Consider the following 26,190-nt stretch of genomic DNA (forward strand, 5'->3'; position numbering starts at 1 on the left):
GAAATGCGCCCCGGCGAACCGGGGCGCGCGAAGGGCTCAACGGCTCCCGGACTTCCGGGGCAGTTGCATGGGCTTGCCCTTGGGCCCCTTGGGACCGCCGTGCCAGTGGCCCAGCGTCGAGGGGTCGAAGCCGCGCGGCGGCGTGGCCTTGGGGCCGGGCGGGCGGGCGAAGTCGATCCGCCCCGGCTTCGGGTGGAAGATGGGCTTGTCGGTCATGGGTCTGCCTTCGTGCTGGAGAGAGCGGGAAGGCGGGCGTGGGGCGTCGCGCGCCCGGACGCCCGCAAGCCGCCACACGGGCGGCTAGCGCAGGCTGTCCATCGGCAGGGCACTCCTCGGGAGGGACGTGGGACGGGCCGCATCCCGTCGGGGGCGCGGCGGCTTCTGGCCATTCAGGCGATCAGGCGGACTTGTCCACGACACGGAACTCCTCGGCAGAGGCCGCAAGAATAGCCCATCCGCCCCTTGGGTCAACCCGCCCGGCCGCCCCGAGGACCCGCCCGCGGGGTGTTGCGCGAACCGGGGGAGGACCGTTCGGTGGTCGAAGGAATCGTTAACCTCTGTCCGGCAACCTGGGGGCAAGCCAGCCACGGACCCCGCCCATGCCCTTCGACGCCCTTTCGACCGTCCCCGCCCCGCGCCGCATCCGCGACCCCGAATGGGAGGCCCAGGTCGCCCGCAACTGGACCCTGCGCGCGGACTGGGAGGCCCTGGGCTACCACTTCCCCGACCACCCCGAGCGGCCCTTCGTGCCGTGGTATCTCCGCCGCGACCACCCCGACCTTGCCGCCGAGGACGACGCCCGCGACCCCGCCCGCGCGGCCCGCCTCCGGGCGCGGGGCCTGATCCCCGACGCCGCCCCGACGCCCGAGACGCCCGAGACGCCCGAGACGCCCGAGACGCCCGAGACGCCCGAGACGCCCGAGACGCCGCCGGGCGAAGCGGAAAATCACGTCCTGTCAAGCCATGCTGGACCCTCGCCGTCTCTTCCCCTAAAGACCCTGCGACCGCAGGGAGAGCCCCCCATGTCCCCCGACACCGTGACCGAGACCCCCGCCCCCGACTACAAGGGCACGCTGAACCTCCCCGAGACGGCCTTCCCCATGCGGGCGGGCCTCCCGGAGCGCGAGCCCCAGTGGCTCGCCCGTTGGGAAAGGATCGGCGTCTACGACCGGCTGCGGGCCAAGGCCGAGGGCCGCGCCCCCTTCACGCTGCACGACGGCCCGCCCTACGCGAACGGCCACCTGCACATCGGCCACGGGCTCAACAAGGTCCTCAAGGACATGGTGGTCCGGTCCCAGCAGATGATGGGCAAGGACGCCCGCTACATCCCCGGCTGGGACTGCCACGGCCTCCCCATCGAGTGGAAGATCGAGGAGCAGTACCGCGCCAAGGGCCTCGACAAGGACGAGGTGGACGTGGTCGCCTTCCGGCAGGAATGCCGCAAGTTCGCCGAGTCCTGGGTCGAGATCCAGCGCGAGGAGTTCAAGCGCCTGGGCATCACTGGCAACTGGGCCGACCCCTACCTCACGATGGACTTCCACGCCGAGGCGGTGATCGCCGGCGAGTTCATGAAGTTCCTCATGAACGGCAGCCTCTACCAGGGCTCCAAGCCGGTCATGTGGTCCCCCGTCGAGAAGACGGCGCTGGCCGAGGCCGAGGTCGAGTATCAGGACGTGACCTCGCACATGATCTGGGTGCGGTTCCCGGTCGTGGACGCTCCCTACGGGTACCGGCTTCCGGACCAGCCCTTCCACAATCAGGGACCGACCAGGGTCCTGTTCGGCGCCGAGCTGAACACGAACCTTTCCGGTGCGTCCGTCCTGATCTGGACGACAACGCCTTGGACGATCCCGCAAAACCGGGCGGTCGCCTTCGGCCCTTCCATTGCCTATGGCGTCTACGAGGTCACCCGCCCGGCCACCGACGCCGCTCCCGCCTCCTCCGAGCGCGTGATCGTCGCCGACGCCCTGGCCGGGTCCGTCTTTGCCCAGGCGAAGCTGGCCCCGGAGAACGTGCGCCGCGAGGGCGACGTCTCGGCCGAGGAGCTTCAGGCCCTGACCCTCGCCCACCCCTTCCGGGGCCTCGATGGCGCGAACGGCGAATGGGACTATGACGTCCCCCTCCTCCCCGGCGAGCACGTGACCGAGGACGCGGGCACCGGCTTCGTCCACACCGCGCCCTCCCACGGCGACGACGACTACCAGCTCGGGCTGAAGTTCGGCCTCCCCATGACCTACAACGTCATGGAGGACGGCTCCTACCGCGCCGACCTGCCTTTCTTCGGCGGCCAGCACATCATCACGGCCGAAGGCAAGGAAGGCCCCGCCAACGTCAGCGTCATCAAGGCGCTGGCACAGAGCGGCGGCCTCTTCGCCAAGGGCAAGCTCAAGCACAGCTATCCGCATAGCTGGCGCTCCAAGGCCCCGCTGATCTACCGCAACACCCCCCAGTGGTTCGCGGCGATCGACAAGCCGCTCTCGGACGGCAAGGGCCAGCACGGCGACACGATCCGCCAGCGCGCCCTCAAGTCCATCGAGGCGCTCGTCACCTTCACCCCCGTCTCGGGCCGCAACCGCCTGCATTCCATGATGCAGGCCCGCCCCGACTGGGTGCTGTCGCGCCAGCGCGCCTGGGGCGTGCCGCTCACCTGCTTCGTCAGGAAGGGGTCCAAGCCCACCGACCCGGACTTCCTCCTGCGCAACGAGGAGGTGAACGCCCGCATCACCGCCGCCTTCGAGGCCGAGGGCGCGGACGTCTGGTACACGGACGGCTTCAAGGAGCGGGTCCTGGGCAACCTTGTGGACGCCGAGGCCTACGATCAGGTCTTCGACATCCTCGACGTGTGGTTCGACTCCGGCAGCACCCACGCCTTCGTCCTGCGCGACCGCCCGGACGGGAGCGAGGACGGCCTCGCGGACCTCTACCTCGAAGGCACCGACCAGCACCGCGGCTGGTTCCACTCCTCCATGCTCCAGGCCTGCGGCACCATCGGCCGCGCGCCCTACCGGGGCGTCCTGACCCACGGCTTCACGCTCGACGAGAAGGGCATGAAGATGTCCAAGTCGCTGGGCAACACCGTAGCCCCCGGTCAGGTGACCAAGGACTACGGCGCCGACATCCTCCGCCTCTGGGTCGCGCAGTCGGACTACACCGCCGACCTCCGCATCGGCCCCGAGATCCTCAAGGGCACCGCGGACAGCTACCGCCGCCTGCGCAACACGATGCGCTTCCTGCTGGGCAGCCTCGGCGACGTGACCGAGGCCGACATGGTCGAGCAGGCCCAGATGCCCGAGCTGGAGCGCTGGGTCCTGCACCGCCTGGCCGAGCTGGACGAGGTCGTGCGCAGCGGCTACGCGGTCTACGACTTCCAGGGCGTCTTCCGCGCGGTATTCGAGTTCGCGACCGTGGACCTGTCGGCCTTCTACTTCGACATCCGCAAGGACACGCTCTACTGCGACGGCGACACGCCCCGCCGCCGCGCCGCGCGCACGGTCCTCGTCCATCTCTTCGACCGCCTGACCACCTGGCTCGCCCCGATCCTCGTCTTCACGATGGAGGAGGTCTGGCTGGAGCGTCACGGGGGCGAGGACTCCTCGGTGCATCTCCGCGACTTCCCCGAGACGCCGAAGGACTGGCGCGACGAGGCGCTGGCCCGGAAATGGCACGCGATCCGCGCCGCCCGCCGCGTGGTCACCGGCGCCCTGGAAAAGCAGCGCACCGCCAAGGTCATCGGCGCGTCGCTGGAGGCCGCACCGACCGTCCACGTCTCCGAAGCACTGGGGCAGGCGCTGCAGGGCGTCGCCTTCGATGACCTCTGCATCACCTCCGGCATCGCGGTCACGACCGCCCCCGCGCCCGCCGACGCCTTCCGCCTGCCGGACGTGCCGGACGTGGCCGTGATCTTCGCCGAAGCCGGGGGCGAGAAGTGCCAGCGCTGCTGGAAGATCCTGCCGGACGTGGGGACGCACCCGCACCCCCACACCTGCGCGCGCTGCGACGAGGCGCTGTCCGGGCTGAACGTCCCGGCCTGAGTCTTGAGCCCAGGCCTTCTGGCGGCGGTCCTCCTCGCCGCCTTTCTCCACGCGGCCTGGAACGCCGCGGTAAAGGTCGGGGCCTCCAAGATCGGGGCGATGCTCATCGTCAGCGTCGCCGAGGTCGCCATCGGCGTGCTGGTGGTCCTCCTGCGGCCGCCGATCGCCCCGGCCGCCTGGCCTTGGGTCATCGCCGCCTCCTGCACGCATCTGTGCTACAAAGGCTTCCTGACCTTCGCCTACGAGCGCGGCGACCTGAGCCGCGTCTACCCCATCGCCCGGGGTGCCGCGCCGATGCTGGTGGCGCTGGTAGGGGCGGCGGCGCTGCCCGACGCGGTCTCGGAACGCGAATACGCCGGCATCGTCGTCCTGGGCCTGGGCATCCTCCTGATGGCACGGGGCGTCGCCACCTCGCGCGAGGACCGGCGGCTCCTTCCCTTCGCGCTGGGCTCGGCACTGGCCACGGCGAGCTACACGCTGATAGACGGACTGGGCGCACGGGTGTCGGGCGAGCCGGTGGGCTACGTGGGCTGGATCTTCGTCGGCGGGGGCGCGCTCTACACGCTGGCCATCCTGGCCTGGAAGGGGCCCGACGCCGTGCCCCGGCGCCCCCGGGACTGGATCTTCGGCACGGGAGGCGCGGCGGCCTCCTACGGGGCCTACGGGATCTCGATCTGGGCCATGACCCTGGCCCCCATCGCCGTCGTGGCGGCTCTGCGCGAAACCTCGATCCTTTTTGCCGTTCTGATCGGCTGGCTGGCCTTCGGAGAGCGCATGGACGGCCCCAAATGGAGCGCCGTCGCACTCATCGTGGCGGGCGTCGCGCTGACCCGGCTTTAACCGTCCCGGCCGTAGACGAGCTGCTGCACCGCGCCCGCGCCCAGCAGGTAGAAGGAACTGATCGTCAGCCCCCACTGGGCCCAGGACTGCGGATGGAAGTCCACCCAGGCCGCCCAGCCCGCGAAGATCACCCAGGCCAGGGCCATGGGCAGCGTCACGGCGCGCCAGCGCTCGGTCCGCACGGGGTGGACGAACTTCACGGGCAGGAACATGGCCACGGCCAGCACCGTCACCAGCGCCACGATGATCCAGAAGTTGGGCTGCCAGGCGAAGAGCACGAGGACCAGCATGTTCCAGCAGCCCGGAAAACCCGAGAAGCTGTTGTCCTTGGTCTTCATCCGCGTGTCGGAGAAATACAGCGCCGAGGCGAAGGTGATGATGATGATCCCGAACCACCCGGTCCAGCCGTCCATGAGCCCCGACCGGAACAGCGCATAGGCCGGGACGAAGACATAGGTGAGGTAGTCGATCACCAAATCCATCAGCACGCCGTCGAAGACGGGCGCGTGGGTCTTCACGTCGTATTTCCGCGCCAGCGGCCCGTCGATCCCGTCCACGAACAGCGCCACGAGGAGCCACAGGAACATCATGCTCCAGTCCTCCTGCACGGCTTCGAGCATGGCGAGGATGGCCCAGACGGCCCCGGTGGCGGTCAGGAAGTGGACGGCGAGGGCTTTTTGGGCGGCTGTCATGCGGTCCGTGATGCCGCATCGGGGCGGATGGGGCAAGCGGGGGGACGCAACGGGCGGGTGGGGTTTTCCGGGCCGGGCGGCTTGCCAGCGCGAAGTCTCGGGGCTACCCCCCCTGCCATGCCTCGCTATGCGCTCAGGATCGAATACTTCGGTGCCCCCTTCGCCGGCTGGCAGCGGCAGGCCGGGCAGCCTTCGGTGCAGGGCGCGCTCGAGGCGGCGCTCGCCCGGCTCGACCCGGGCCCGCACAACGTGGCGGCCGCGGGACGGACCGACGCGGGGGTGCACGCCTGGGGGCAGGTCGCCCATTGCGACATGGGCAAGGACTGGGACCCGTTCCGCCTGTCCGAGGCCCTGAACTTCCACCTGCGTCCGCATCCCGTCGCCGTGACCGCCTGCGCGCGGGTGGCCGATGACTGGCACGCCCGCTTCTCGGCGCGCGAACGGGGCTACCTTTACCGTATCCTCCAGCGCCGCGCGCCATTGGTGCTGTCAGAAGGACGGGCCTGGCGCGTTGGATTTCCGCTGGACGTGGCCGAGATGGCCGAAGGCGCGGCGCATCTGGTCGGGCGGCACGACTTCACGACCTTCCGCTCCTCCATGTGCCAAGCCGACAGCCCCGTGCGGACGCTGGACGTGCTGGAGGTGCGGCGTGCCCAGGGTCCGGAGGGCACCGAGATCCATGTCATCGCCCGCGCGCGGAGCTTCCTGCATAATCAGGTCCGCTCCCTGGTGGGCAGCCTGGAGCGCGTGGGCGCCGGGGCCTGGGCGCCCGAACGGATGGCCGAGGCGCTGGCGGCCCGCGACCGCGCGGCCTGCGGGCCGGTGGCACCGCCCGAAGGGCTCTACCTCACCCATGCGAGCTATGACCCGGACCCGTTCGGTTCCGCCGCAACAGGACGGTAGGACGACGCGTCTCCCTGCGGCATTCTGGCTTTTCCTGGGCGGACGGCTACGCTTAACCTGACCGCAGGCGCACCTGTCGCGCTGCCCCTCCGCGAGGTTCGATGGTCCGCCTGTGTTCCCTTGCCCTGGCCACCCTGCTGCCCTTGGCCGCCCAAGCCCAGGAAGCCACGCTGGTCCTGCCGTCCGACGCTCCCGATGACCTGCGGACGGTGCTGGAAAATGCCTCGCTGACCCTGTCGCTCGAAGCCGAGGGCCTGACGGCCGCGCAGGACTACGTCGCGGCGGCCCGGGCGGATTACCGGCGGCTCCTGGCTGGCCTCTATTCCGAGGGATATTACGGCGGCGTCATCACCATCACCGTAGACGGGCGCGAGGCGGCGACGATTGCGCCGCTCGAGGCCCCCGCGTCGATCGCGCAAGTCGTCCTGTCGGTGGAGCCCGGCCCCCGCTTTGTCTTCGGCACCACCGCCATCACGCCGCTCGCCCCGGCGACCGAGCTTCCGCCCGGCTTCGCCCCCGGCGAGGTCGCCCGCTCCGAGACGGTGCGCGAGGCCGTCGCCGCCGCCATCGCCGCCTGGCGCGAGGTGGGCAACGCCAAGGCCGTCGTCGCCACCGAGCAGGTGACGGCCATCCATCCCGAGACCCGCCTCGACGTCGCCGTGGGCCTTGACCCAGGACCACGGCTAAGCTTCGGCGCGGTGACGGTGAGCGGGAACGAGGACGTGCGTAGCGCCCGCGTCCTGCGCATCGCGGGCATCCCTACGGGCCAGGTCTTCGACCCGGATGTGCTCGACCGTGCGGCCCAGCGCCTGCGTCGGACCGGCACCTTCGACAGCGTCGCCGTCGTTGAATCCGAGACCACCGGTCCCGGCGACACGCTGCCCATCGAGTTGCAAATCGTCGAGTCGCTGCCCCGGCGCATCGGGTTCGGCGCCGAGATCTCCTCGCTCGACGGGGTGTCCGCCACAGCCTTCTGGCTGCACCGCAATCTCCTGGGCGGGGCCGAGCGGCTCCGGGTCGAGGCCGAGGTCGCGGGGATCGAGGGCGGCCTTCTCGACGTGCAGGGGGGCGGCGTGGACTACGCCCTGGGCGCGAGCTTCGCCCGGCCCGCGACCTTCAGCCCCGATAACGATCTCCTGGTGAACGCACGCCTCAGCCGGGAGGACGAGAAGGAGTACCTCCTCGACGAGTTCGACTTCGACTTCGGCATCACCCGCTACGCCAGCGACGACCTGACGGTGTCCTTCGCCCTGGGACTCGTGACCGCCCGCGAGGAGACCGTCATCGAGACGCGGCGCTACACCCTGGCCACGCTGCCGGTTGCGGCGACCTGGGACCGCCGCGACGACGACCGGGATCCCCGGGCGGGCTTCTACCTCGACGCCGAGGCGACGCCCTTTGTCTCGCTCGCGGGCAACGCGGGGAACGGCGCCCGGCTCTACGCCGACGCCCGCGCCTACCGGACCTTCGGCCGCGTGACGCTCGCGGCGCGCGGGCAGGTGGGCAGCGTGCTGGGGGCGGACCGGACGGAGGTGCCGCAGGACTTCCTCTTCTTCTCGGGCGGCGGCGGCACGGTGCGCGGACAGCCCTACCAGTCGCTCGGCGTCGAGGTCCCCGACCCCGACGCGCCCGGCGAGACGGTGACGCTGGGCGGGGCCTCGTTCGTGGGCGCGCAGGTCGAGGCACGGGTGGGGATCACCGAAAGCTTCAGCGGCGTGGCCTTCGCCGATTTCGGTGCGGTGGACGAGGACTCCTTCGTCGACTCCGACAGCCCCTATCAGACCGGCGTGGGTCTAGGCGTGCGCTACAACAGCTTCGTGGGGCCGATCCGGCTCGACGTGGCGACCCCCGCGACGGGCGACGACGCCTTCGGCGCGGTGCAGCTCTACATCGGCATAGGACAGGCGTTTTGAGGCTTCTCCCGCTCCTTCCGCTTCTCGCCCTTCCCCTGCCCGCCCTGGCGCAGTCGTCCGAGGAAACCGAGCGCGACCGCGGCTTCCTGACCGGTCTGATCGAGGACGCGCTGTCCTCGACCGCCCGTCAGGTGGTGGTCGAGGGCTTCGCCGGCGCGCTGTCGTCGCAGGCCACGGCCGAGTCGATCACCATCTCGGACCAGGAAGGGGTCTGGCTCCGCGCCACCGACCTCGTGCTCGACTGGAACCGCTCCGCCCTGTTTGGCGGGCGGATCGAGGTGGAGCAACTGGCAGCGGGCAGCATCGAGATCCTGCGTCCGCCCGTGCCCGACCCGCAGGCCCCCACGCCCGAGGCCACGCCCTTCGCGCTGCCCGAGCTCCCCGTCTCCGTCCAGATCGGCGAGCTCAGCACCGACCGGATCGTGCTGGGCGAGCCGCTCCTGGGCGAGGAGCTGGTGCTCACGCTCGACGGGTCGGTGAACCTCGCGGGGGGCGAGGGCGCGGCCGACGTCGTAGCCCGGATCGTCGAGGGCAGCGCCGGCCAGCTCGCGCTCGACGCCTCCTATTCAAACGAGACGCGCGTCCTCGCCGTGGACCTCGCCGTCGAGGAAGAGGCCGAAGGGCTGGTGACGCGGGCGTTGGGGCTTCCCGGGCTGCCCTCGGTGGCCTTGACCGTCGAGGGCACGGCCCCCATCGATAATTACGAGGCCCGCCTCGCTCTGGCCACCGACGGAGAGCCGCGCATCGCCGGGGGCTTCACGCTCACCACCACGGCGACCGAGAACGGGGAGGTCACCTCGCGCGCCCTCGGGCTCGACGTGCGCGGCGACGTGACGCCGCTGCTCGCGCCCGAGACGGCGGCCTTCTTCGGCGACGACGTGGTACTGCGCACCAAAGGCATCCGCCGCGAGGACGGCTCCATCGTGCTGACCTCGCTCGGCATCCAGGCCGAGGCGCTGGCGCTCAACGGACGGGCCGAGATCACGCCCCAGGGCTGGCCCGCGCGGATCAATCTCCAAGGAACGGTCGGGAACGAGGAGGCCACGCCGGTCCCGCTGCCCGGCGTGGCGGACACGACCGTGACCGGCGTGACGCTGGACGTGAACTACGACCAGGCGCAGGGCGACGCCTGGACCGGCACCTTCGCCATCGAGGACTTCGCGCGCCCGGGCCTGACCCTGCCCGCGCTGACCCTGGAAGGCGGCGGCACCATCGTCCCGGCAACCGCGACGGGGTCCGGCGAGTTCACCGCCATCCTCGACTACGCCGCGCGCGACCTCGCCTTCGCGGACGGGGGGCTGGGCGAGGCCCTGGGCGCGGATCTCACGGGGCGCGTCGACCTGGCTCGCACCGACGACGGCGGTCCCCTTCGGATCAACGCGCTCACCCTTTCGGGTCCCGGCATCGAAGCGCAGGTGGAGGGCACGGTCGCCACGTCGGACGGGCTGCAGGCCGACACGATCACGCGGCTTCAGGCCCAGGACCTCGGCCGTTTCGCCGAACTGTCGGGCCTCGACCTCGGCGGCTCGGCCGAGCTGACCATCGGATCGGTCGTCCGTCCGCTGGACGGCATCTTCGACGCAACCATCGAGGGCGCGACGCAGGACCTCGCGCTCGGGATCGAGCCGCTCGACCCGCTCCTGTCCGGGACGGGCGAGATCGCCGTGGCCGCGGCGCGCGACGAGGCAGGCCTGCGCGTGCGCCAGCTCGACATCTCGACCCCCGCGCTGGACCTCACGGGAACCGCCGATATCACCAGCGGCGCGAGCACGGCCGACTTCGCGCTCGACGTCACCGACCTGGGGCTCGCCTTTCCCGAGCTTTCGGGCCCCGGCGCGGTGACGGGCACGTTCCGGCGCGAGGACTCGGGGGCCGCCACGTTCGACGCCGAGGCCACGCTGCCGGGCGCGGAGGTCTCGGTGGAGGCCACGCAGGCCGCGGCGAGCCTGGGGACCGAAGGCGAGCGGGTGCCGGGCCTCATCGACTTCACCGCCGACGCCGCCGTGGAGGAACTGGGCTCCTATCAGGACCTGCTCGCGACCTTCGCTCCGGATCTCGGCCTCGCGCCACGTGGCGCGGCCGACCTGACGCTCTCGGGGACCACGGCGCAGGACGCCTCGACCTTCGACGTGGCGGTGGAGGCGCGCACGCAGGACCTCGGGCTCGGGATCGAGCCGCTCGACGCCGTGCTCGGGGGCGCGGGGACGCTGACCGGGCAGGCTCGACGCAGCGGCCCGGACAGCTTCCGCGTGGATGACCTTCGCATCGACACCGACCTTCTCGACGGCACCGTGACGGCCGCCTTCGAGAACGGCGCGGGCAGGGCGGACCTCGACCTTGCGCTCGCCGACGTGGAGCCCGTGCTGGGCGGCCTCTCGGGCCCCGGCCGTGTCACGGGAACAGCGGAGCGGGCCGCGGACGGCACCACCGACCTCGATCTCGTGGCGAAGCTGCCCACAGGGCGGGCCGAAGTGGACGGCGTGCTCTCCTCCCCGGAGGAGGGAGCCACCTTCACCGGCGACCTCCTCGCGGACTTCTCCGAGATCGCACCGCTCGGCACGCTCGTGGGACGGGACCTCGGCGGCGCCGTGACGGCGGACCTGTCGGGCACCGCCCGGCTCGACCTGTCCGCGCTGGACCTCGACTTCGAGGCGACCACCCAAGACCTACAGGTCGGGATTTCGCAGATCGACCCGCTGCTCGCCGGCGCCGGCGCCCATACGGGCCGGGTGGAGCGGACCCCGGACGGCACCCTCGCCCTGCAGCTCCTCGCTATGACGCCGCAGGTCCGGGCGGAAGGATCGGGCACGCTCGATCCCGATTCCGGCGAGGTCCGTTTCGACCTGAACCTGCCCGACGTGGGCGTGATCGCCCCCGGCCTCTCGGGCCCGGCCAGCGCGACCGGCACCGCCACGCGCGCCGCCGACGGCAGCCTGGCCATCGACGCCAGTGCCACCGCCCCCGGCGCGCGGGCCGTGGTCGATGCGACCGTCGCCCCGCCCGAGCAGGGCTCCGAGATCACCGGCACCGCCGACCTCTCGGTGGCCGACCTCGGCCCCTGGTCGAACCTCGCCGGGGTGCCGCTCGACGGGGGCCTCGACGCCATGGTGAGCGGGAGCGCCCTGCCCTCCTTCGAACGGTTCGACCTTTCGGTGGAGGCCACCACGCAGGACCTCGATCCGGGCCAGCCGACGCTCGCCCAACTGCTGGCCGGGACCGGCACCCTGTCCGCCGAGGTGGCCCGGGCCGAGAATGGCACGATCCGGGTGGACCGGATCGCGGCGAACTTCCCGAACTTTACTGTGACCGGCGACGGCCGCACGGCCGATGGCGCGACCACCCTGGCCTTCGACGCCCGGCTCGCTGATCTCGGGCTCTTCGTCCCGAGCTTCCCCGGCCCTGTCACGGCGAGAGGCACCACGACCCTGGGCGCCGACGGCGCGGTGGCGGTGGACGCGAATGTCACCGGCCCCGGCGGCATCGACGCCGCCGTCGCGGGCACCTACGGCGGCGCGGCCACCAACGTCGCCATCACCGGGACCGCGCCGCTGGAGATCGCCAACGCCTTCCTCGACCCGCGCAGCCTCGAAGGCCTCGCCCGCTTCGACCTCCGGCTCACGGCTCCCTCGCTCGACGGGCTCTCGGGCAGCGTCACGACGCAGGACGCGCGCCTGTCGGTCCCGACGCTCGGCGAGGCGATCACCGGCATCTCCGGCGCGGCCTCGCTTTCGGGCGGAACCGCGACAGTGGACCTGGCCGGCAACCTCGCCAGCGGCGGCCGCATCGGGATCACGGGCCCCGTGGCCTTGGCGCCGCCCTTCGAGGCGAACCTGTCGATCCTGGGCACCGGCCTCGTAATCCGCGACCCCAACCTCTACGAGGCGCGCGGCGACGCGGCCCTGTCGGTCACGGGCCCGCTCGCGGGCGGGGCGCTGATCTCGGGCGGGGTCGACCTGTCCACCGTCGAGCTTCGCGTCCCCTCCTCCACCGTCGGCGCCCTGGGAGAGCCCCTGCCCGTCTTCCACATCGAACCTTCGGTCCCCGTGCAGCGGACGCTGGAGCGGGCCGGCCTCGCCGATGCCGCGGCGGCGGCCAGCGCCGGGACGGACGGCGGCGCGGCCGGGGGCTTCGGCCTCGATATCCTGCTCAACGCCCCCAACCAAGTCTTCGTGCGCGGGCGCGGCCTCGACGCCGAGCTCGGGGGCTCGCTGCGCCTCACCGGGACCACGAACCAGGTCATCCCCATCGGGCAGTTCTCGCTCCTGCGCGGACGGCTCTCGATCCTGGGGCAGCGCTTCGACCTGACCGAGGGCTCGGCCACGATCCAGGGCGACTTCAACCCCTATCTCCGCCTCGTCGCGCGGACCAGGGCTCGCAGCGGCACGGACATCGCGGTCATCCTCGAAGGTCCCCTCGCCTCGCCCGAGGTGACCTTCGAATCCACGCCCGAGCTGCCGCAGGACGAGGTTCTGGCGCAGCTCCTCTTCGGGGTGGACATCGCCTCGATCACGCCCTTCCAGGCGGTGCAGCTTGCGGCGGCGGTGTCAGAGCTCGCGGGCGGGGGCGGCGGGCTCGTGCAGGACCTGCGCGCGGGCGCGGGGCTCGCCGACCTCGACGTGACCACGACCGAAGGGGGCAACGTCGCGTTGCGCCTGGGGCGCTACGTGTCCGAGAACGTCTACACCGACGTGGTGGTGTCGCAGGAATCCACCGAGGCCACGATCAACCTCGACCTCACGCCGGACCTGACGGTGCGGGCGGGCGTGGGCACGACGGGGGAAACCTCCTTGGGCATCTTCTTCGAGCGGGACTACTAGGCAGCCGGAGCTCAGCCCCCGGTCGCGGCGGCTGGGGAGGTTGAGGGCCCCTCAAGTCCCAGATCGCGGTAGGAGGGCAGGTCGGGGGCGTCCTCCGGCACCGGATCGGCCTCCAGCGCGGCGATCAGGTCCCGCATTTCGGCGATTTCGCGCACCTGCGCCTCGATGATCTCGTCCGCGAGCGACCGCACGCGCGGATCGCGGATATGGGCACGCTCGCTCGTCAGGATGGCGATGGAATGGTGCGGGATCATCGCCTTCATGTAGGCCACGTCGTCCACCGTCGCCTGGCTCCGAACAAACCAGAGCGACACGGCGGCGACTGCAACTCCCCCGACCAGGATCGCGAAATTGACACCCTTGCGCTCGTACATGCCCCACATGAAGGCCATCATGATCACAGCCATGGCGCCCCCCATCACCAACGCCATCCAGCCGCGCGTCTGGCTCCAAGCGATGTGGTCCCATCGATACGTGTTGAGGTACATCAGCACGTACATCACGAGGGTCGAGGCTAGGATCATCAGGCCGAAGCGCAGGTAGGACATGGGGCGGCTCCTTCCGGTTGCTAGGTCGCAACCGGTCGGGGACGCCGGGGTTCCGCCCGCTTCCCTACTCCGCCGCCTCAAGCATGGGCGTGGGCTCGTCCCAGTAGTGGCAGGTGGCCCGATGCGCCGGTCCCACGTCGTAGGCCGGCGGCGGCTCCTGCGCGCAGCGCTCGCGCGCCTTGGGGCAGCGGGTGCGGAAGACGCAGCCCGAGGGCGGCGCCAGCGGCGAGGGCAGGTCCCCCTCCAGCACGGGCCGGGGCCGCGCCCGCTCCAGCTCGGGGTCGGGGATCGGCACCGAGGCGATCAGGAACTGCGTGTAGGGATGTCGCGGCGTCTCGACGATGGCCTTGGCGGTCGCCGTCTCCATCAGCCGGCCCAGGTACATGACCATGACGCGGTCCGAGATGTGGCGAACGACGGACAGGTCGTGGGCGATGAAGATCATGGCGATCCCCAGTTCGCGCCGCAGTTCGCGCAGCAGGTTCACCACCTGCGCCTGCACCGACACATCCAGCGCCGAGACCGGCTCGTCGCAGATCAGCAGCTTCGGCCGCAGGATCAGCGCCCGCGCGATGCCGATGCGCTGGCACTGCCCGCCCGAGAACTCGTGAGGGTAGCGGTTCATGAGGTTGGGCAGGAGCCCCACCCGATCCATGATCTCGGCCACGCGCCGGCGGACCTCGGCGCGCGGGGTCTTGGGATGGTGCGTGACCAGCGGCTCGGCGATGATGTCGCCCACGGTCATACGCGGGTTCAGCGCCGCCAGCGGGTCCTGGAAGATCATCTGAATGTCGCGCCGCCGGGACCGCCGCGCGCCGGGGACGAGGTTCCCCAGGTCCTGCCCGTCGAAGACCACGCGCCCCGAGGACGGCACGGTGCCGATGATCGCGCGGGCGAGCGTGGACTTGCCCGAGCCGCTCTCGCCCACCACCCCCAGCACCTCGCCGGGGCGCAGGTCGAACGAGATGCCGCCCACCGCTTGCAGCTTGCGGGGCGGCGTCCAGGGCCAGCCGCCGCGCACGGGAACGTCGAAGGTCACGCGCAGGTCGCTCACCTGCAGGATCGGGGCGCTCATTGGGCGGCCTCCCTTTCGGCCAGGATCTCCTCGACGGAGACGTTGCAGGCGCGGCGACGGCCGTCGGGCAGGGTCACGAGCGGCGGCCGGACCCGCTCGTTCTCGGGCCGGCGGAAGGCGCAGCGCGGGAAGAAGGGGCAGCCGGGCGGCAGGCGGCTCATGTCCGGGGGCTCGCCCGCGATGGTCAGGAGCTCGTCGTCCTCGCGGTCGATGCGCGGCACGGCCGACAGCAGCCCCATCGTGTAAGGATGCGTGGGCCGGGCGAAGAGCGGCCCCGTCGCGCCCTCCTCCATGACCTGCCCGCCATACATCACCAGCGTCCGGTCGCTCGATCCCGCCACCACGCCCAGGTCGTGCGTGATGAGGATCATGGCCGTCCCCAGGTCCTGCCGGATCTCGGCCAGGAGCCGCATGATCTGCGCCTGCACCGTGACGTCGAGCGCCGTCGTGGGCTCGTCGGCGATCAGGAGCTTCGGGCGGCACAGCAGCGCCATGGCGATCATGATGCGCTGGCGCATGCCCCCCGAGAACTCGTGCGGGTACATGCCGATGCGCGCCTTCGCGTCGGGGATGCGCACCGCGTCGAGCATCTCCGCGGCCTCCGCCACCGCCTCGCGCTTGCCCATGCCCTTGTGAAGCTGGAGCACCTCGGCCATCTGGTCGGACACGCGCATGTAGGGGTTCAGGGACGTCATCGGGTCCTGGAAGATCATGGCGATCTCCTGCGACCGGATGCGGTTCAGCTCTTTCTGCGGCAGTTCCAGCAGGTTGCGCCCCATGTAGCGCACGGTCCCCGTCGCGCGTCCGTTCGCCGCCAGGAGCCCCATCGCCGCATAGGCCGTCTGCGACTTGCCCGACCCGCTCTCGCCCACGATGGCCAGCGTCTCGCCTGGCGCCAGCGCGAAGGAGACGCCGTTGACGGCGTTCACCTCGCCGTCGCCGGTGCGGAAGGTCACGCGGAGATCCTCGACCTCCAGCAGGGGGCCCGACGTTCTCGTGTCCATGTCAGCGGTCCTTCGGGTCGAGCGCGTCGCGCAGCCCGTCGCCCACGAAGAAGAAGGCGAAGAGCGTGGCGACGAAGAAGAAGAGCGGGAAGTAGAGCTGCCAGGGCTCGCCGCCGCCGTTGAGCACCTGCGACGCCCCGCTCGAGATCAGCGAGCCCAGCGAGGTGTTGGGCTCCTGCACGCCCAGGCCCAGGAAGCTGATGAAGGACTCGTAGATGATCATCTCGGGGATCAGCAGCGTGGCGTAGACCACGACGATGCCCAGGAGGTTCGGCACGATGTGGCGCAGGATGATGGTCAGGGGCCGCACGCCCGTGGCGATGGCGGCCTCCACGAATTCCTTGTTCTTGATCGTCAGGGTCTGCCCCCGCGCGATCCGCGCCATGCCCAGCCACGAGATCAGCCCGATCCCGATGAAGAGCATCAGGAGCGACCGGCCAAAGATCACCAGCAGCAGGATCAGCACGAACATGAAGGGGATGGACATCAGGATGTCCACGATCCGCATCATCACGCTGTCCACCCGGCCGCCCAGGTAGCCCGAGATCGCGCCATAGAGCGTGCCCACGACCACCGCCACGAGGCTGCCCACGATCCCGATGAGAAGCGACAGCCGCGTGCCCTGCACGGTGCGGGCGAAGAGGTCGCGCCCTTCGGCGTCGGTGCCGAAGTAATGCCCCGTCTCGAAGGAGGGGACGCCCTTGGACGCGTTGATGCCGATCAGCGTGAAGTCGACGTAGTCGCGCTCGTACTGCGCGACGAAGCCGCCGCCGAAGGCGAAGATCGCGATGAGGACGAGGACGGCCAGCGCCGCCGTCGCGGCCCGGTTGCGCAGGAAGCGCCGCCGGGCATCGGTCCAGAGCGAGCGGCCCTTCTCGGGCCGGGTCGCGGTCCGCGAGGCCTCGGTGGCGGGATCGGTGAGCGCCATGGCGGGGCCCCCTCTAGTAGCGGATCTTCGGGTCGATCCAGGCGTAGAGGATGTCGACCAGAAGGTTGAAGACGATGGTCAGGACGCCCACGAGGATCGTCACGCCCATGATGACCGAATAGTCCCGGTTCAGCGCCGCGTTCACGAAGTACTGCCCGATGCCCCCGGTGGAGAAGAACACGTCCACCACCACGGACCCCGTGATCATGGCCACGAAGGCCGGGCCCAGGTAGCTCAGCACCGGCAGGATCGCGGGCTTGAGCGCGTGGCGCAGGATGATCCGGCGCATGGGCAGGCCCTTGGCCCGCGCGGTGCGGATGAAGCCCGAGTTCATCACCTCGAGCATCGACGACCGCATGATCCGCGCGATGGCGGCCAGGTAGCTCGTGGCCAGCGCGGCGACCGGCAGGATCACGTACTGCCACTGCCCGCCGTACCAGCCGCCCGCGGGCAGCCAGCCCAGCCACAGCGTGAAGACCAGCACCAGGAGCGGCCCCAGGACGAAATTCGGCAGCACCGAGGCGCCGATGGCCGAGCCGGTGGCGAGGTAGTCGACCCAGGTGTTCTGCCGCACGGCGGCCACGACGCCCAGCGCCACCCCGAAGACGACCGCGACCGCGAAGGCCCAGGTGCCGTAGGTGAGCGTCACCGGGAAGCCCTGCGCGATCAGTCCCGAGACCGTCTGGTCCCGGTACTTGAACGAAGGCCCGAAGTCGAAGTGCAGGACGATGTTCTTCACGTAGTTGAAGATCTGCACGGCGTAGGGCTGGTCGAGCCCGTAGCGCGCCTCGATGTTGGCCATCACGTCGGGCGGCAGCGGCCGCTCGGCGTTGAAGGGCCCGCCGGGCGCGGCGAACATCAGGACGAAGGAGATGACGATCAGGATGAGGATCGTCGGGATCGCCACCAGGAGGCGGCGCAGGATGAAGGTCAGCATGAGGGGATCCTCGGCGCCCGAAGCGACAATGTCGGGAAATGCCTGTGGGTCCGCCCTCCTAAAGGAAGGCGGACCCCAGGGCCACTAGATGCCGATCACTCCTGCGCGATCCGGTACATGTCCTTGGCGTACCAGTTCTCCTGCGCGTTCTCGAACGCATACCCCTTGATCGAGGCGTCGAGCATGAAGTCCTTGGCGTAGAAGTAGATGGGCAGGATCGGCATGTCCCGCGCCAGCATCTCCTCGGCCTGGGTATAGAGCGGCTGCGGATCGGCGGCGGTGCGCGACTCCTCCATCAGCGCGTCGTACTCGGGGTTCTCGTAGCGCGGGTCGTTCGATTCGTTGTCCGCCGTCATCAGGTCGAGGAAGGTCGACGCCTCATTGTAGTCGGCGCACCAGGCCGCGCGGGCGATCTGGAAGTTGCCCTCGCGCCGCGTATCGAGAAACGTCTGCCATTCCTGGTTGGCGAGCGTGGTTTCGACCCCCAGCGTCTGCTTCCACATCTGGCCAATGGCCACCGCAAGCTGCTGGTGGGCCTGGTCGGTGTTGTAGATGATTTCGAATGTCAGTGGCTCGCCCTCGGGGCCAAAGCCCGCCTCGGCCAGCAGCTCCTGGGCGCGCGTGTTGCGCTCCTCCTGGGTCATCGTGGCGATCGGCACCTCGGGGACCTCGTAGCCGGCGGTCGCCGGGTGCGCCAGCGTGTAGGCCGGAAGCTGCCCGGCGGCCAGGATGCTGTTCACGATCACGTCCCGGTCGATGGCGAGGTTCAGCGCCTCGCGCACCCGTACGTCGAGCAGCGCCGGGTCCGAGTCCGGGCGCACGTTGATGGCGTAGTAATAGGTGCAGAGGTTCGGGACCGCGTGGACCTCCTCGGGGTATTCCTCCTTGAGGCGGGGGAACTGGCCGATCGGCACGTCGGTCGCGTCCAGTTCGCCAGCGATCCAGCGGGTCAGGCCCTGGTTCTCGTCGTTGATGATAAGGAAGCTGACCTCGTTCAGGACAGTGTTGGCGTTGTCCCAGTAGTTCTCGTTCCGCGTGACGACGGTGCGCTCCTGCGGGACGCGCTCGCTCAGGACATAGGCCCCGTTCGACACCATGTTGCCGGGCTGGGTCCAGGCATCGCCGTGCTCCTCGATGTTGGACTGGAGCACCGGATAGGTGGTGTAGTGGGTCACCATCTGCGGGAAGTAGGGGATGGGCTGCGTCAGCGTGACCTCGAGCGTGTGGTCGTCCACGGCCCGCACGCCCAGCGTGTCGGGCGCGGCCTCGCCGGCGACGACCTCGGCGGCCCCCGCCACCTTCATGAGATCGATGTACCAGCTATACGGAGAGGCGGTCGCGGGGTCGGCCGCGCGCCGCCAGGCATAGACGAAGTCGTTCGCCGTGACCGGCTCCCCATTCGACCAGCGCGCTTCGGGGCGCAGGTTGAAGGTGTAGGTCAGGCCGTCCTCGCTCAGCGTGTGATCCAGTGCCACGCCAGGGACGATGTTGCCCTGGGCGTCCTGGTTGTAGAGCCCCTCGAAGAGCTGGCGCGCGATGGACCCGCTGTCCACGTCCTCGATCAGCCCCGGATCGAGCGTCGGCACCTCGTCGAGGATGCGCCAGGAGAAGGTCTGGTTCTCGGCGAGCGGATCGCCGGTCTCGGGATGGGTGGCCTGCGCCATCGCGCCGGTGGCGAGCAGCGCGAGGAGCGACGCCGCGCGGAATGTGGAGCGGACTGCCATGTGGGCTCTCCCTGGATCGTGGCGGGGGCCCCTGGGACCCCCTGCGGGTTGAGTTGCGTCGGCCCCCGGATCGCTCCGGCGGCGAAACTGGCGAAATCCAAGGCTCATGGCCGGCGCTTGGCAAGTGGAAAGCCCCTGCGCCGCGCCGTGACCTCACGACACAATTCCGACACAGGCGTCTGGCCCCCCGGCCTGCGGCGGCCTAGAACCCGGCGCATGGACCTCGACCTCGCCACCCGCCCCGGCCTGCCCGACGCGCTCCGCGTCCTCCTGCGCGACTTCCCGCGCGAGGCCTGGGAGGCCGACCCGAACTTCCACGGGCTCGTCTCGTTCTGGCTGGGCATGCACGTCCATTTCCGCGACGAGCTGGCCGCGATGCGGCAGGAGGCCGAGGCGGTCCTCGACCGCCGGATGGAGCCGCGTGCCTGGGCCGGGCGGCTCTCGCGCCGGGGCAGCGGCTTCGTCGAGCATCTGCACGGCCATCACGGCATTGAGGACAACCACTACTTCCCGATCCTGGTGACCCGCGACGCCCGGCTCGAACGCGGGTTCGAGATCCTCGACACCGACCACCACGCGCTCGACGCCCATCTCGACGCCTTCGTGCAGGACGCCAACGGCGCGCTGCAGGCCCTGCAAGCGCCGGCCTTCCGCACGCAGGCGGGCCGCTTCCAAGACGGCCTCCTCCGCCTCGACCGCTTCCTGGACCGCCATCTCACGGACGAGGAGGACCTGATCGTCCCCGTGATCCTGCGCGACGGCGAGGCCGGGCTGCGCTAGCCTGCCCCCATGATCGACAAGCTCGAGATGTTCATCGCGCTCGCCCAGGCGCGCCACTTCGGCCGCGCCGCCGAGGCCGTGGGCGTGACCCAGCCTTCGCTCTCCGCCGCCATCCGGCAACTGGAGGACAGCCTGGGCGTCATGCTGGTCCTGCGCGGCAGCCGCTACGGCGGCCTCACGCCCGAGGGCGAGCGCGTCCTGCAATGGGCCCGCCGCATCGTCGCCGACGCCCGCGCCATGCGCGAGGAGCTGCGCGTGACGCGCGCCGGCCTCTCGGGCACGCTCCGCCTCGGCGTCATCCCCACGGCGCTCGCCGCCGCCGCACGCCTCACCGCCGCTTTCGCCGCCGCGCATCCGGACGTCCGCATCACCATCCTGTCCGCCACCTCCATCGCCATCCTCGACGACCTCGACGCCCTCGCGCTCGACACCGGCATCAGCTACCTCGACAACGAGCCTCTGGGCACCAAGGCCACCCTCCCCCTCTTCGAGGAGCGCTATGCCCTGCTGGTGCGAGAGGACCACGTGCTCGCCGCCCGCGACGCCGTCGCCTGGGCCGAGCTCGGCGAGGTGGCGCTCTGCCTGCTCACCCCCGACATGCAGAACCGCCGCATCGTCGCGGGCCTCCTCGCGCAGGCGGGGGTCACGGTGGCCCCGCGCATCGAGTCGAACTCCACGATCGCGCTCCTGGGCCAGGTCCTCGCGGGGGGCTGGGCCACGATCCTGCCGTTGGGCGCGGCCGAGGCCTTCCTGTCCCACGGCCCCCTCCGCGCCCTGCCCCTGACCGACCCCGACGCACGCCATCGCGTGGGCCTGATCGCCCCCGCGCGCGAGCCGCAGCTGCCGCTCGTGGCCGCCCTCCTGGCCGAGGCGGGGCGAATGGTCCGATAGGATTTGCCTATCGATCAACGGAAGCTTGATCTTGATACGGCATGGAAACCGCGTCACACCGTGGCCAGCCAGACGGGACGCTTCATGCTCGACACAGCCGACTTCACCGCGCGCCTGCGCGAGATCATCGCGGAACACCTGCCCCTCGAAGGGCCGCTCCTGCCGATCCTTCACGCCGTCCAGGCCGAATGGGGCCATGTGCCCGAGGCGGCGGTCCCCGTCATCGCCAACGCGCTGAACCTCGGCCGGGCCGAGGTGCATGGCGTCGTCACCTTCTACCACGACTTCCGGCACGTCCCCGCCGGCCGCACGGTCGTCAAGGTCTGCGCCGCCGAGGCCTGCCAGGCCCAGGGCGGCCGCGACCTCGTGCAGGCGACGCTGAAGGCCTTCGGCCTCAAGGACTACGGCACGACCCTCGACGGCAAGGTGACGGTCGAGCCCATCTACTGCCTCGGCCTCTGCGCCTGCGGCCCCGCCGCGCTGGTGGGCGACCGGCTCCTCGGCCGCGCCACGGCCCAATCCATCGGCGAGGAGGTCCTGTCGTGAAGATCTACGTCCCCCGCGACGCCGCCGCCCGCTCGCTTGGCGCCGACAAGGTCGCCAACGCCATCGTTCTGGAAGCCACGAAGCGCGGCGTCACCGTCGAACTCGTCCGCAACGGCTCGCGGGGCATGGTCTGGCTCGAACCCCTCGTGGAGATCGAGACCGCCCAGGGCCGCACCGCCTTCGGCCCCGTGACCGTAGCCGACGTGCCGGCCCTGCTCGACGCCCCCGACACGCATCCCAAGGCCCAGGGCCCGGTCGAGCTGATCCCCTGGTTCGCGAAGCAGACCCGCCTGACCTTCGCCCGCGTCGGCCTCATCGACCCGCTGTCGCTCTCGGACTACGAGGCCCATGGCGGCCTCGCGGGCCTGCGCCGCGCGCTCGAAATGGATGGCGACGCCCTCATCGACGAGATGAAGCTTTCCGGACTCCGCGGCCGCGGCGGCGCGGGCTTCCCCACCGGCATCAAGTGGGACACCGTCCGCCTCGCCCAGGCGGACCAGAAATACATCGTCTGCAACGCCGACGAGGGCGACTCGGGCACCTTCGCCGACCGGATGCTGATGGAGGGCGACCCCTTCACCCTGATCGAGGGCATGGCCATCGCGGGCGTCACCGTCGGCGCGACCAAAGGCTACGTCTACATCCGCTCCGAGTACCCCGACGCCATCCACCAGATGTCCGAGGCCATCCGCATCGCCCGGATGAACAAGCTGCTCGGGCCGTCCCTCCTTGGCACCGGCCCCGCCTTCGACATGGAGGTGCGCGTCGGCGCGGGCGCCTATGTCTGCGGCGAGGAGACCTCGCTCCTGAACTCGCTCGAAGGCAAGCGCGGCACCGTTCGCGCCAAGCCCCCCCTGCCCGCGCTTCAGGGGCTCTTCGGCAAGCCCACCGTCGTCAACAACGTGATCTCCTTGGCCACCGTGCCGTGGATCTTCGCCAACGGCGCGCAGGCCTACAAGGACTTCGGCCTCGGCCGGTCGCGCGGCACGATCCCGCTCCAGATCGCCGGCAACGTGAAATTCGGCGGCCTGTTCGAAACCGCCTTCGGCATGTCCCTGGGCGAGATCGTCAACGACATCGCCGGCGGCACCGCGACAGGTCGCCCCGTCAAGGCCGTGCAGGTCGGCGGTCCCCTCGGCGCCTACTTCCCGGTCTCCAAGTTCGCGACCCCCTTCGGCTACGAGGAGTTCGACGGACAGGGCGGCCTCATCGGGCACGCCGGGATCGTGGTCTTCGACGACTCGGTGGACATGCTCCAGCAGGCCCGCTTCGCCATGGAGTTCTGCGCCGTCGAATCCTGCGGCAAGTGCACTCCCTGCCGCATCGGCGCGGTACGCGGCGTGGAGACGCTGGACCGCATCGCCCAGGGCGACGCGGCGGCGATGCCGCTCCTCGTGGACCTCTGCGACACGATGCGGGATGGATCGCTCTGCGCCCTTGGCGGGTTCACCCCGTATCCGGTGATGTCGGCCGTGACCCAGTTCCCGGACGACTTCGCCCGGCTGCGCGAGGCCGCGGAATGATCCACCCGGTGTTGCGCGAATCGACCGACCACCGCGCGGTGGTCGAAGGAACCGTTAACTCTTTCGTGCGAATCTCGATTCAAACGGCAACCCATCAGCAGGAGGCGCAGCCATGAAGGACTTCATCATCCCCGGCCTCGACGGCGCCCCGGCCTTCTCCGACCGCGACTACGGCACGCCCGAAAGCCGCTCGCAGAAGATGGTGACGCTGACCATCGACGGCTTCGAGGTCTCGGTGCCCGAGGGCACGTCGGTCATGCGGGCCTCCAACACGCTCGGCATCTCGATCCCCAAGCTCTGCGCCACCGACAACATGGAGGCCTGGGGCTCCTGCCGCCTCTGCGCCGTGGAGATCGAGGGGCGCCGCGGCACCCCCGCCTCCTGCACGACGCCCGTCGCCCCCGGCATGGTCGTCCACACCCAGAGCGAGAAGATCCGCAAGCTCCGCAAGGGCGTGATGGAGCTCTACATCTCGGACCACCCGCTCGACTGCCTGACCTGCGCGGCCAACGGCGACTGCGAGCTTCAGGACATGGCCGGGGCCGTGGGCCTGCGCGACGTCCGCTACGAGGCGCCCCAGGGCGCGCCCGGCGTCGCCAACCACTTCCTGCGGCGCGAATCGGACGGAACGGCCAACCCGCAATGGCTGCCCAAGGACGACTCGAACCCCTACTTCACCTATGACCCGGCCAAGTGCATCGTCTGCTCGCGCTGCGTCCGCGCCTGCGAGGAGGTGCAGGGCACCTTCGCCCTGACGATCGAGGGGCGCGGCTTCGACTCCCGCGTCTCGGCCGGCATGGCGGGCGACTCGTTCCTGTCCTCGGACTGCGTGTCCTGCGGCGCCTGCGTCCAGGCCTGCCCGACCGCGACCTTGCAGGAGAAGTCGGTCATCGAGATCGGCACCCCCGACCGCAAGGTGGTCACGACCTGCGCCTATTGCGGCGTCGGCTGCTCCTTCGAAGCCGAGATGCGCGGCGACACCGTCGTTCGCATGACGCCCTGGAAGCACGGCAAGGCCAACCGGGGCCATTCCTGCGTCAAGGGCCGCTTCGCCTGGGGCTACGCGACCCATAACGACCGCATCCTGCACCCGATGATCCGCGAGTCGATCAACGACCCGTGGGAGGTCGTGACCTGGGACGAAGCGATCACCTTCGCCGCGACCAAGCTGCGCGACATCCAGGCCAAGCACGGCCGGCGCGCCATCGGCGGCATCACTTCGTCGCGCTGCACCAACGAGGAGACCTTCCTCGTCCAGAAGATGATCCGCTCGGTTTTCGGCAACAACAACACCGACACCTGCGCGCGCGTCTGCCACTCGCCCACCGGCTACGGCCTGGGTCGCGCCTTCGGCACCTCGGCCGGCACGCAGGATTTTGACAGCGTCGAGCACACGGACGTCGTCATCGTCATCGGCGCGAACCCGACGGACGGCCACCCCGTCTTCGCCTCCCGCCTCAAGAAACGGCTGCGCCAGGGCGCCAAGCTCATCGTCATCGACCCGCGCCGCACCGACCTCGTGCGTTCCCCGCACATCGAGGCCGCGCATCACCTGCCGCTGCGCCCCGGCACCAACGTGGCGGTCGTCACGGCGCTCGCGCATGTGATCGTGACCGAGGGCCTCTACGACGAAGCCTTCATCCGCGAGCGCTGCGACTGGGACGAGTTCCAGCACTACGCCGAGTTCGTGTCGGACGCCCGCCACTCGCCCGAGGCCATCGCGATGCTCACGGGCGTGGACCCGAACGAGCTTCGCGCGGCGGCCCGCCTCTTCGCCAAGGGCGGCAACGGGGCGATCTACTACGGCCTGGGCGTGACCGAGCACAGCCAGGGCTCCACGACCGTCATGGGCATCGCCAACCTCGCCATGCTGACGGGGAACATTGGGCGTCCGGGCGTGGGCGTGAATCCGCTGCGCGGCCAGAATAACGTGCAGGGCAGCTGCGACATGGGTAGCTTCCCGCACGAGCTGCCCGGCTACCGGCATGTGAGCCAGGACGCGACCCGCGAGATCTTCGAGAAGCTCTGGGGCTCGGTGCTCGACAAGGAGCCGGGCCTGCGCATCCCGAACATGCTGGATGCGGCCGTCGAGGGCACCTTCAAGGGCCTCTACGTCCAGGGCGAGGACATCCTCCAGTCCGACCCCGACACCAGGCACGTCTCGGCCGGCCTTGCCGCGATGGACTGCGTGATCGTGCAGGACCTTTTCCTGAACGAGACGGCGAACTACGCCCACGTCTTCCTGCCGGGCTCGACCTTCCTTGAAAAGGACGGGACCTTCACCAACGCCGAGCGCCGCATCAACCGCGTCCGCCGGGTGATGATGCCCAAGAACGGCTACGCCGACTGGGAAGTGACGATGCTGCTCGCGAATGCCATGGGCGCGGGCTGGACCTACACCCACCCGTCGCAGGTCATGGACGAGATCGCGGCGACCACGCCCTCCTTCGCGGGCGTCTCCTACGAGATGCTGGAGGAGAAGGGATCGGTCCAGTGGCCCTGCAACGAGCTGCACCCCGAGGGCACGCCGATCATGCACGTGGACGGATTTGTGCGCGGCAAGGGGCGCTTCATCGTGACCGAGTACGTGGCCACCGATGAACGGACCGGCCCGCGCTTCCCGCTGCTGCTGACGACGGGCCGCATCCTGTCCCAGTACAACGTGGGCGCGCAGACCCGGCGGACGGCCAACGTGGTCTGGCACGACCAGGACGTGCTGGAGATCCACCCCCACGACGCCGAGGTGCGGGGAATCAAGGAAGGCGACTGGGTCCGCCTCGCCTCGCGCGCGGGCGAGACGTCGCTTCGCGCGTTGTTGACCGACCGGGTCAGCCCCGGCGTGGTGTACACCACTTTCCACCACCCGGACACGCAGGCTAACGTTATCACCACGGACTTTTCGGACTGGGCGACGAACTGCCCGGAATACAAGGTGACGGCGGTGCAGGTGGCGCTGACCAACGGCCCCTCGGACTGGCAGGAGGACTATGCGCAGCGTGCCGAGCGATCCCGCCGGGTCCTCCCGGCAGCGGAGTGAC

The 26,190-nt window shown here is 70.4% G+C and carries 18 protein-coding genes; 10 read left to right on the forward strand and 8 right to left on the reverse strand.

Annotation, left to right across the window (positions count from 1 at the left end; all coding sequences use genetic code 11):
- Positions 1 to 36 precede the first annotated feature (36 nt).
- Positions 37 to 216: a hypothetical protein gene (locus FHG71_RS01505; RefSeq protein ID WP_139079829.1), complete on the reverse strand. Its 180-nt coding sequence runs from the start codon at positions 214 to 216 to the stop codon at positions 37 to 39.
- 806 nt (positions 217 to 1,022) lie between these two features.
- Here FHG71_RS01505 and ileS point away from each other — a divergent pair.
- Positions 1,023 to 4,031, forward strand: coding sequence for an isoleucine--tRNA ligase (gene ileS, locus FHG71_RS01515; RefSeq protein ID WP_139080017.1), 3,009 nt, complete (start codon positions 1,023 to 1,025; stop codon positions 4,029 to 4,031).
- 3 nt (positions 4,032 to 4,034) lie between these two features.
- Positions 4,035 to 4,871, forward strand: coding sequence for a DMT family transporter (locus FHG71_RS01520; RefSeq protein WP_139079830.1), 837 nt, complete (start codon positions 4,035 to 4,037; stop codon positions 4,869 to 4,871).
- Here FHG71_RS01520 and FHG71_RS01525 read toward each other — a convergent pair.
- Positions 4,868 to 5,563 (reverse strand): CDP-alcohol phosphatidyltransferase family protein, encoded by a 696-nt coding sequence (locus FHG71_RS01525; protein ID WP_139079831.1) that lies wholly within the window; start codon positions 5,561 to 5,563, stop codon positions 4,868 to 4,870. The genes FHG71_RS01520 and FHG71_RS01525 overlap by 4 nt on opposite strands.
- Before the next feature lie 117 nt (positions 5,564 to 5,680).
- On the opposite strand from FHG71_RS01525, the gene truA reads away from it, so the two are divergent.
- The 3 genes from truA (at position 5,681) to FHG71_RS01540 (ending at position 13,196) form a co-directional block, all read left to right on the forward strand.
- Positions 5,681 to 6,466 carry a tRNA pseudouridine(38-40) synthase TruA gene (truA, locus tag FHG71_RS01530; protein WP_139079832.1) on the forward strand — a complete coding sequence of 262 codons (786 nt, stop codon included), beginning with the start codon at positions 5,681 to 5,683 and terminating at the stop codon, positions 6,464 to 6,466.
- Between the two features lie 101 nt (positions 6,467 to 6,567).
- The gene (locus FHG71_RS01535) at positions 6,568 to 8,379 is read left to right on the forward strand and encodes an autotransporter assembly complex protein TamA (protein ID WP_139079833.1); all 1,812 of its coding nucleotides are present in this window, start codon (positions 6,568 to 6,570) and stop codon (positions 8,377 to 8,379) included.
- Positions 8,376 to 13,196 (forward strand): translocation/assembly module TamB domain-containing protein, encoded by a 4,821-nt coding sequence (locus FHG71_RS01540; protein WP_139079834.1) that lies wholly within the window; start codon positions 8,376 to 8,378, stop codon positions 13,194 to 13,196. Before FHG71_RS01535 ends, FHG71_RS01540 begins: the two co-directional genes overlap by 4 nt.
- Before the next feature lie 11 nt (positions 13,197 to 13,207).
- On the opposite strand, the gene FHG71_RS01545 is transcribed toward FHG71_RS01540, so the two are convergent.
- From FHG71_RS01545 to FHG71_RS01570, 6 genes are all read right to left on the reverse strand, one after another.
- Entirely contained in the window at positions 13,208 to 13,744 is a 537-nt protein-coding gene (locus FHG71_RS01545; RefSeq protein ID WP_139079835.1) for a DUF305 domain-containing protein, read from the reverse strand.
- A 64-nt stretch (positions 13,745 to 13,808) separates the two neighbouring features.
- Positions 13,809 to 14,819, reverse strand: coding sequence for an ABC transporter ATP-binding protein (locus FHG71_RS01550; protein ID WP_139079836.1), 1,011 nt, complete (start codon positions 14,817 to 14,819; stop codon positions 13,809 to 13,811).
- Entirely contained in the window at positions 14,816 to 15,823 is a 1,008-nt protein-coding gene (locus tag FHG71_RS01555; protein WP_139079837.1) for an oligopeptide/dipeptide ABC transporter ATP-binding protein, read from the reverse strand. The genes FHG71_RS01550 and FHG71_RS01555 overlap by 4 nt, the downstream gene beginning before the upstream one ends.
- Position 15,824: 1 nt before the next feature.
- A complete protein-coding gene (locus FHG71_RS01560) occupies positions 15,825 to 16,751 on the reverse strand; it encodes an ABC transporter permease subunit (protein WP_139079838.1) in 927 nt (308 codons plus the stop codon).
- A 13-nt stretch (positions 16,752 to 16,764) separates the two neighbouring features.
- A complete protein-coding gene (gene oppB / locus FHG71_RS01565) occupies positions 16,765 to 17,688 on the reverse strand; it encodes an oligopeptide ABC transporter permease OppB (protein ID WP_139079839.1) in 924 nt (307 codons plus the stop codon).
- Positions 17,689 to 17,783: 95 nt separating this feature from the next.
- Positions 17,784 to 19,412: a peptide ABC transporter substrate-binding protein gene (locus tag FHG71_RS01570; RefSeq protein ID WP_139079840.1), complete on the reverse strand. Its 1,629-nt coding sequence runs from the start codon at positions 19,410 to 19,412 to the stop codon at positions 17,784 to 17,786.
- A gap of 216 nt (positions 19,413 to 19,628) precedes the next feature.
- On the opposite strand from FHG71_RS01570, the gene FHG71_RS01575 reads away from it, so the two are divergent.
- The 5 genes from FHG71_RS01575 to fdhF all read left to right on the forward strand — a co-directional run bounded on the left by FHG71_RS01575 (position 19,629) and on the right by fdhF (position 26,189).
- Positions 19,629 to 20,192, forward strand: a complete 564-nt coding sequence (locus FHG71_RS01575) for a hemerythrin domain-containing protein (RefSeq protein WP_139079841.1) — start codon at positions 19,629 to 19,631, stop codon at positions 20,190 to 20,192.
- Positions 20,193 to 20,201: 9 nt separating this feature from the next.
- A complete protein-coding gene (locus FHG71_RS01580) occupies positions 20,202 to 21,083 on the forward strand; it encodes a LysR family transcriptional regulator (protein WP_139079842.1) in 882 nt (293 codons plus the stop codon).
- Between the two features lie 84 nt (positions 21,084 to 21,167).
- On the forward strand, positions 21,168 to 21,629 hold the full coding sequence (locus FHG71_RS01585) for an NAD(P)H-dependent oxidoreductase subunit E (protein ID WP_139079843.1): 462 nt from the start codon (positions 21,168 to 21,170) through the stop codon (positions 21,627 to 21,629).
- Complete coding sequence (locus FHG71_RS01590; protein ID WP_139079844.1) at positions 21,626 to 23,152, forward strand: formate dehydrogenase beta subunit; 1,527 nt, start codon at positions 21,626 to 21,628, stop codon at positions 23,150 to 23,152. The genes FHG71_RS01585 and FHG71_RS01590 overlap by 4 nt, the downstream gene beginning before the upstream one ends.
- Positions 23,153 to 23,264: 112 nt before the next feature.
- On the forward strand, positions 23,265 to 26,189 hold the full coding sequence (gene fdhF / locus FHG71_RS01595) for a formate dehydrogenase subunit alpha (protein ID WP_139079845.1): 2,925 nt from the start codon (positions 23,265 to 23,267) through the stop codon (positions 26,187 to 26,189).
- Position 26,190: the final 1 nt, after the last annotated feature.

Origin of the sequence: Rubellimicrobium roseum (genome assembly GCF_006152145.1) — a bacterium.
Taxonomy (GTDB): domain Bacteria; phylum Pseudomonadota; class Alphaproteobacteria; order Rhodobacterales; family Rhodobacteraceae; genus Rubellimicrobium; species Rubellimicrobium roseum.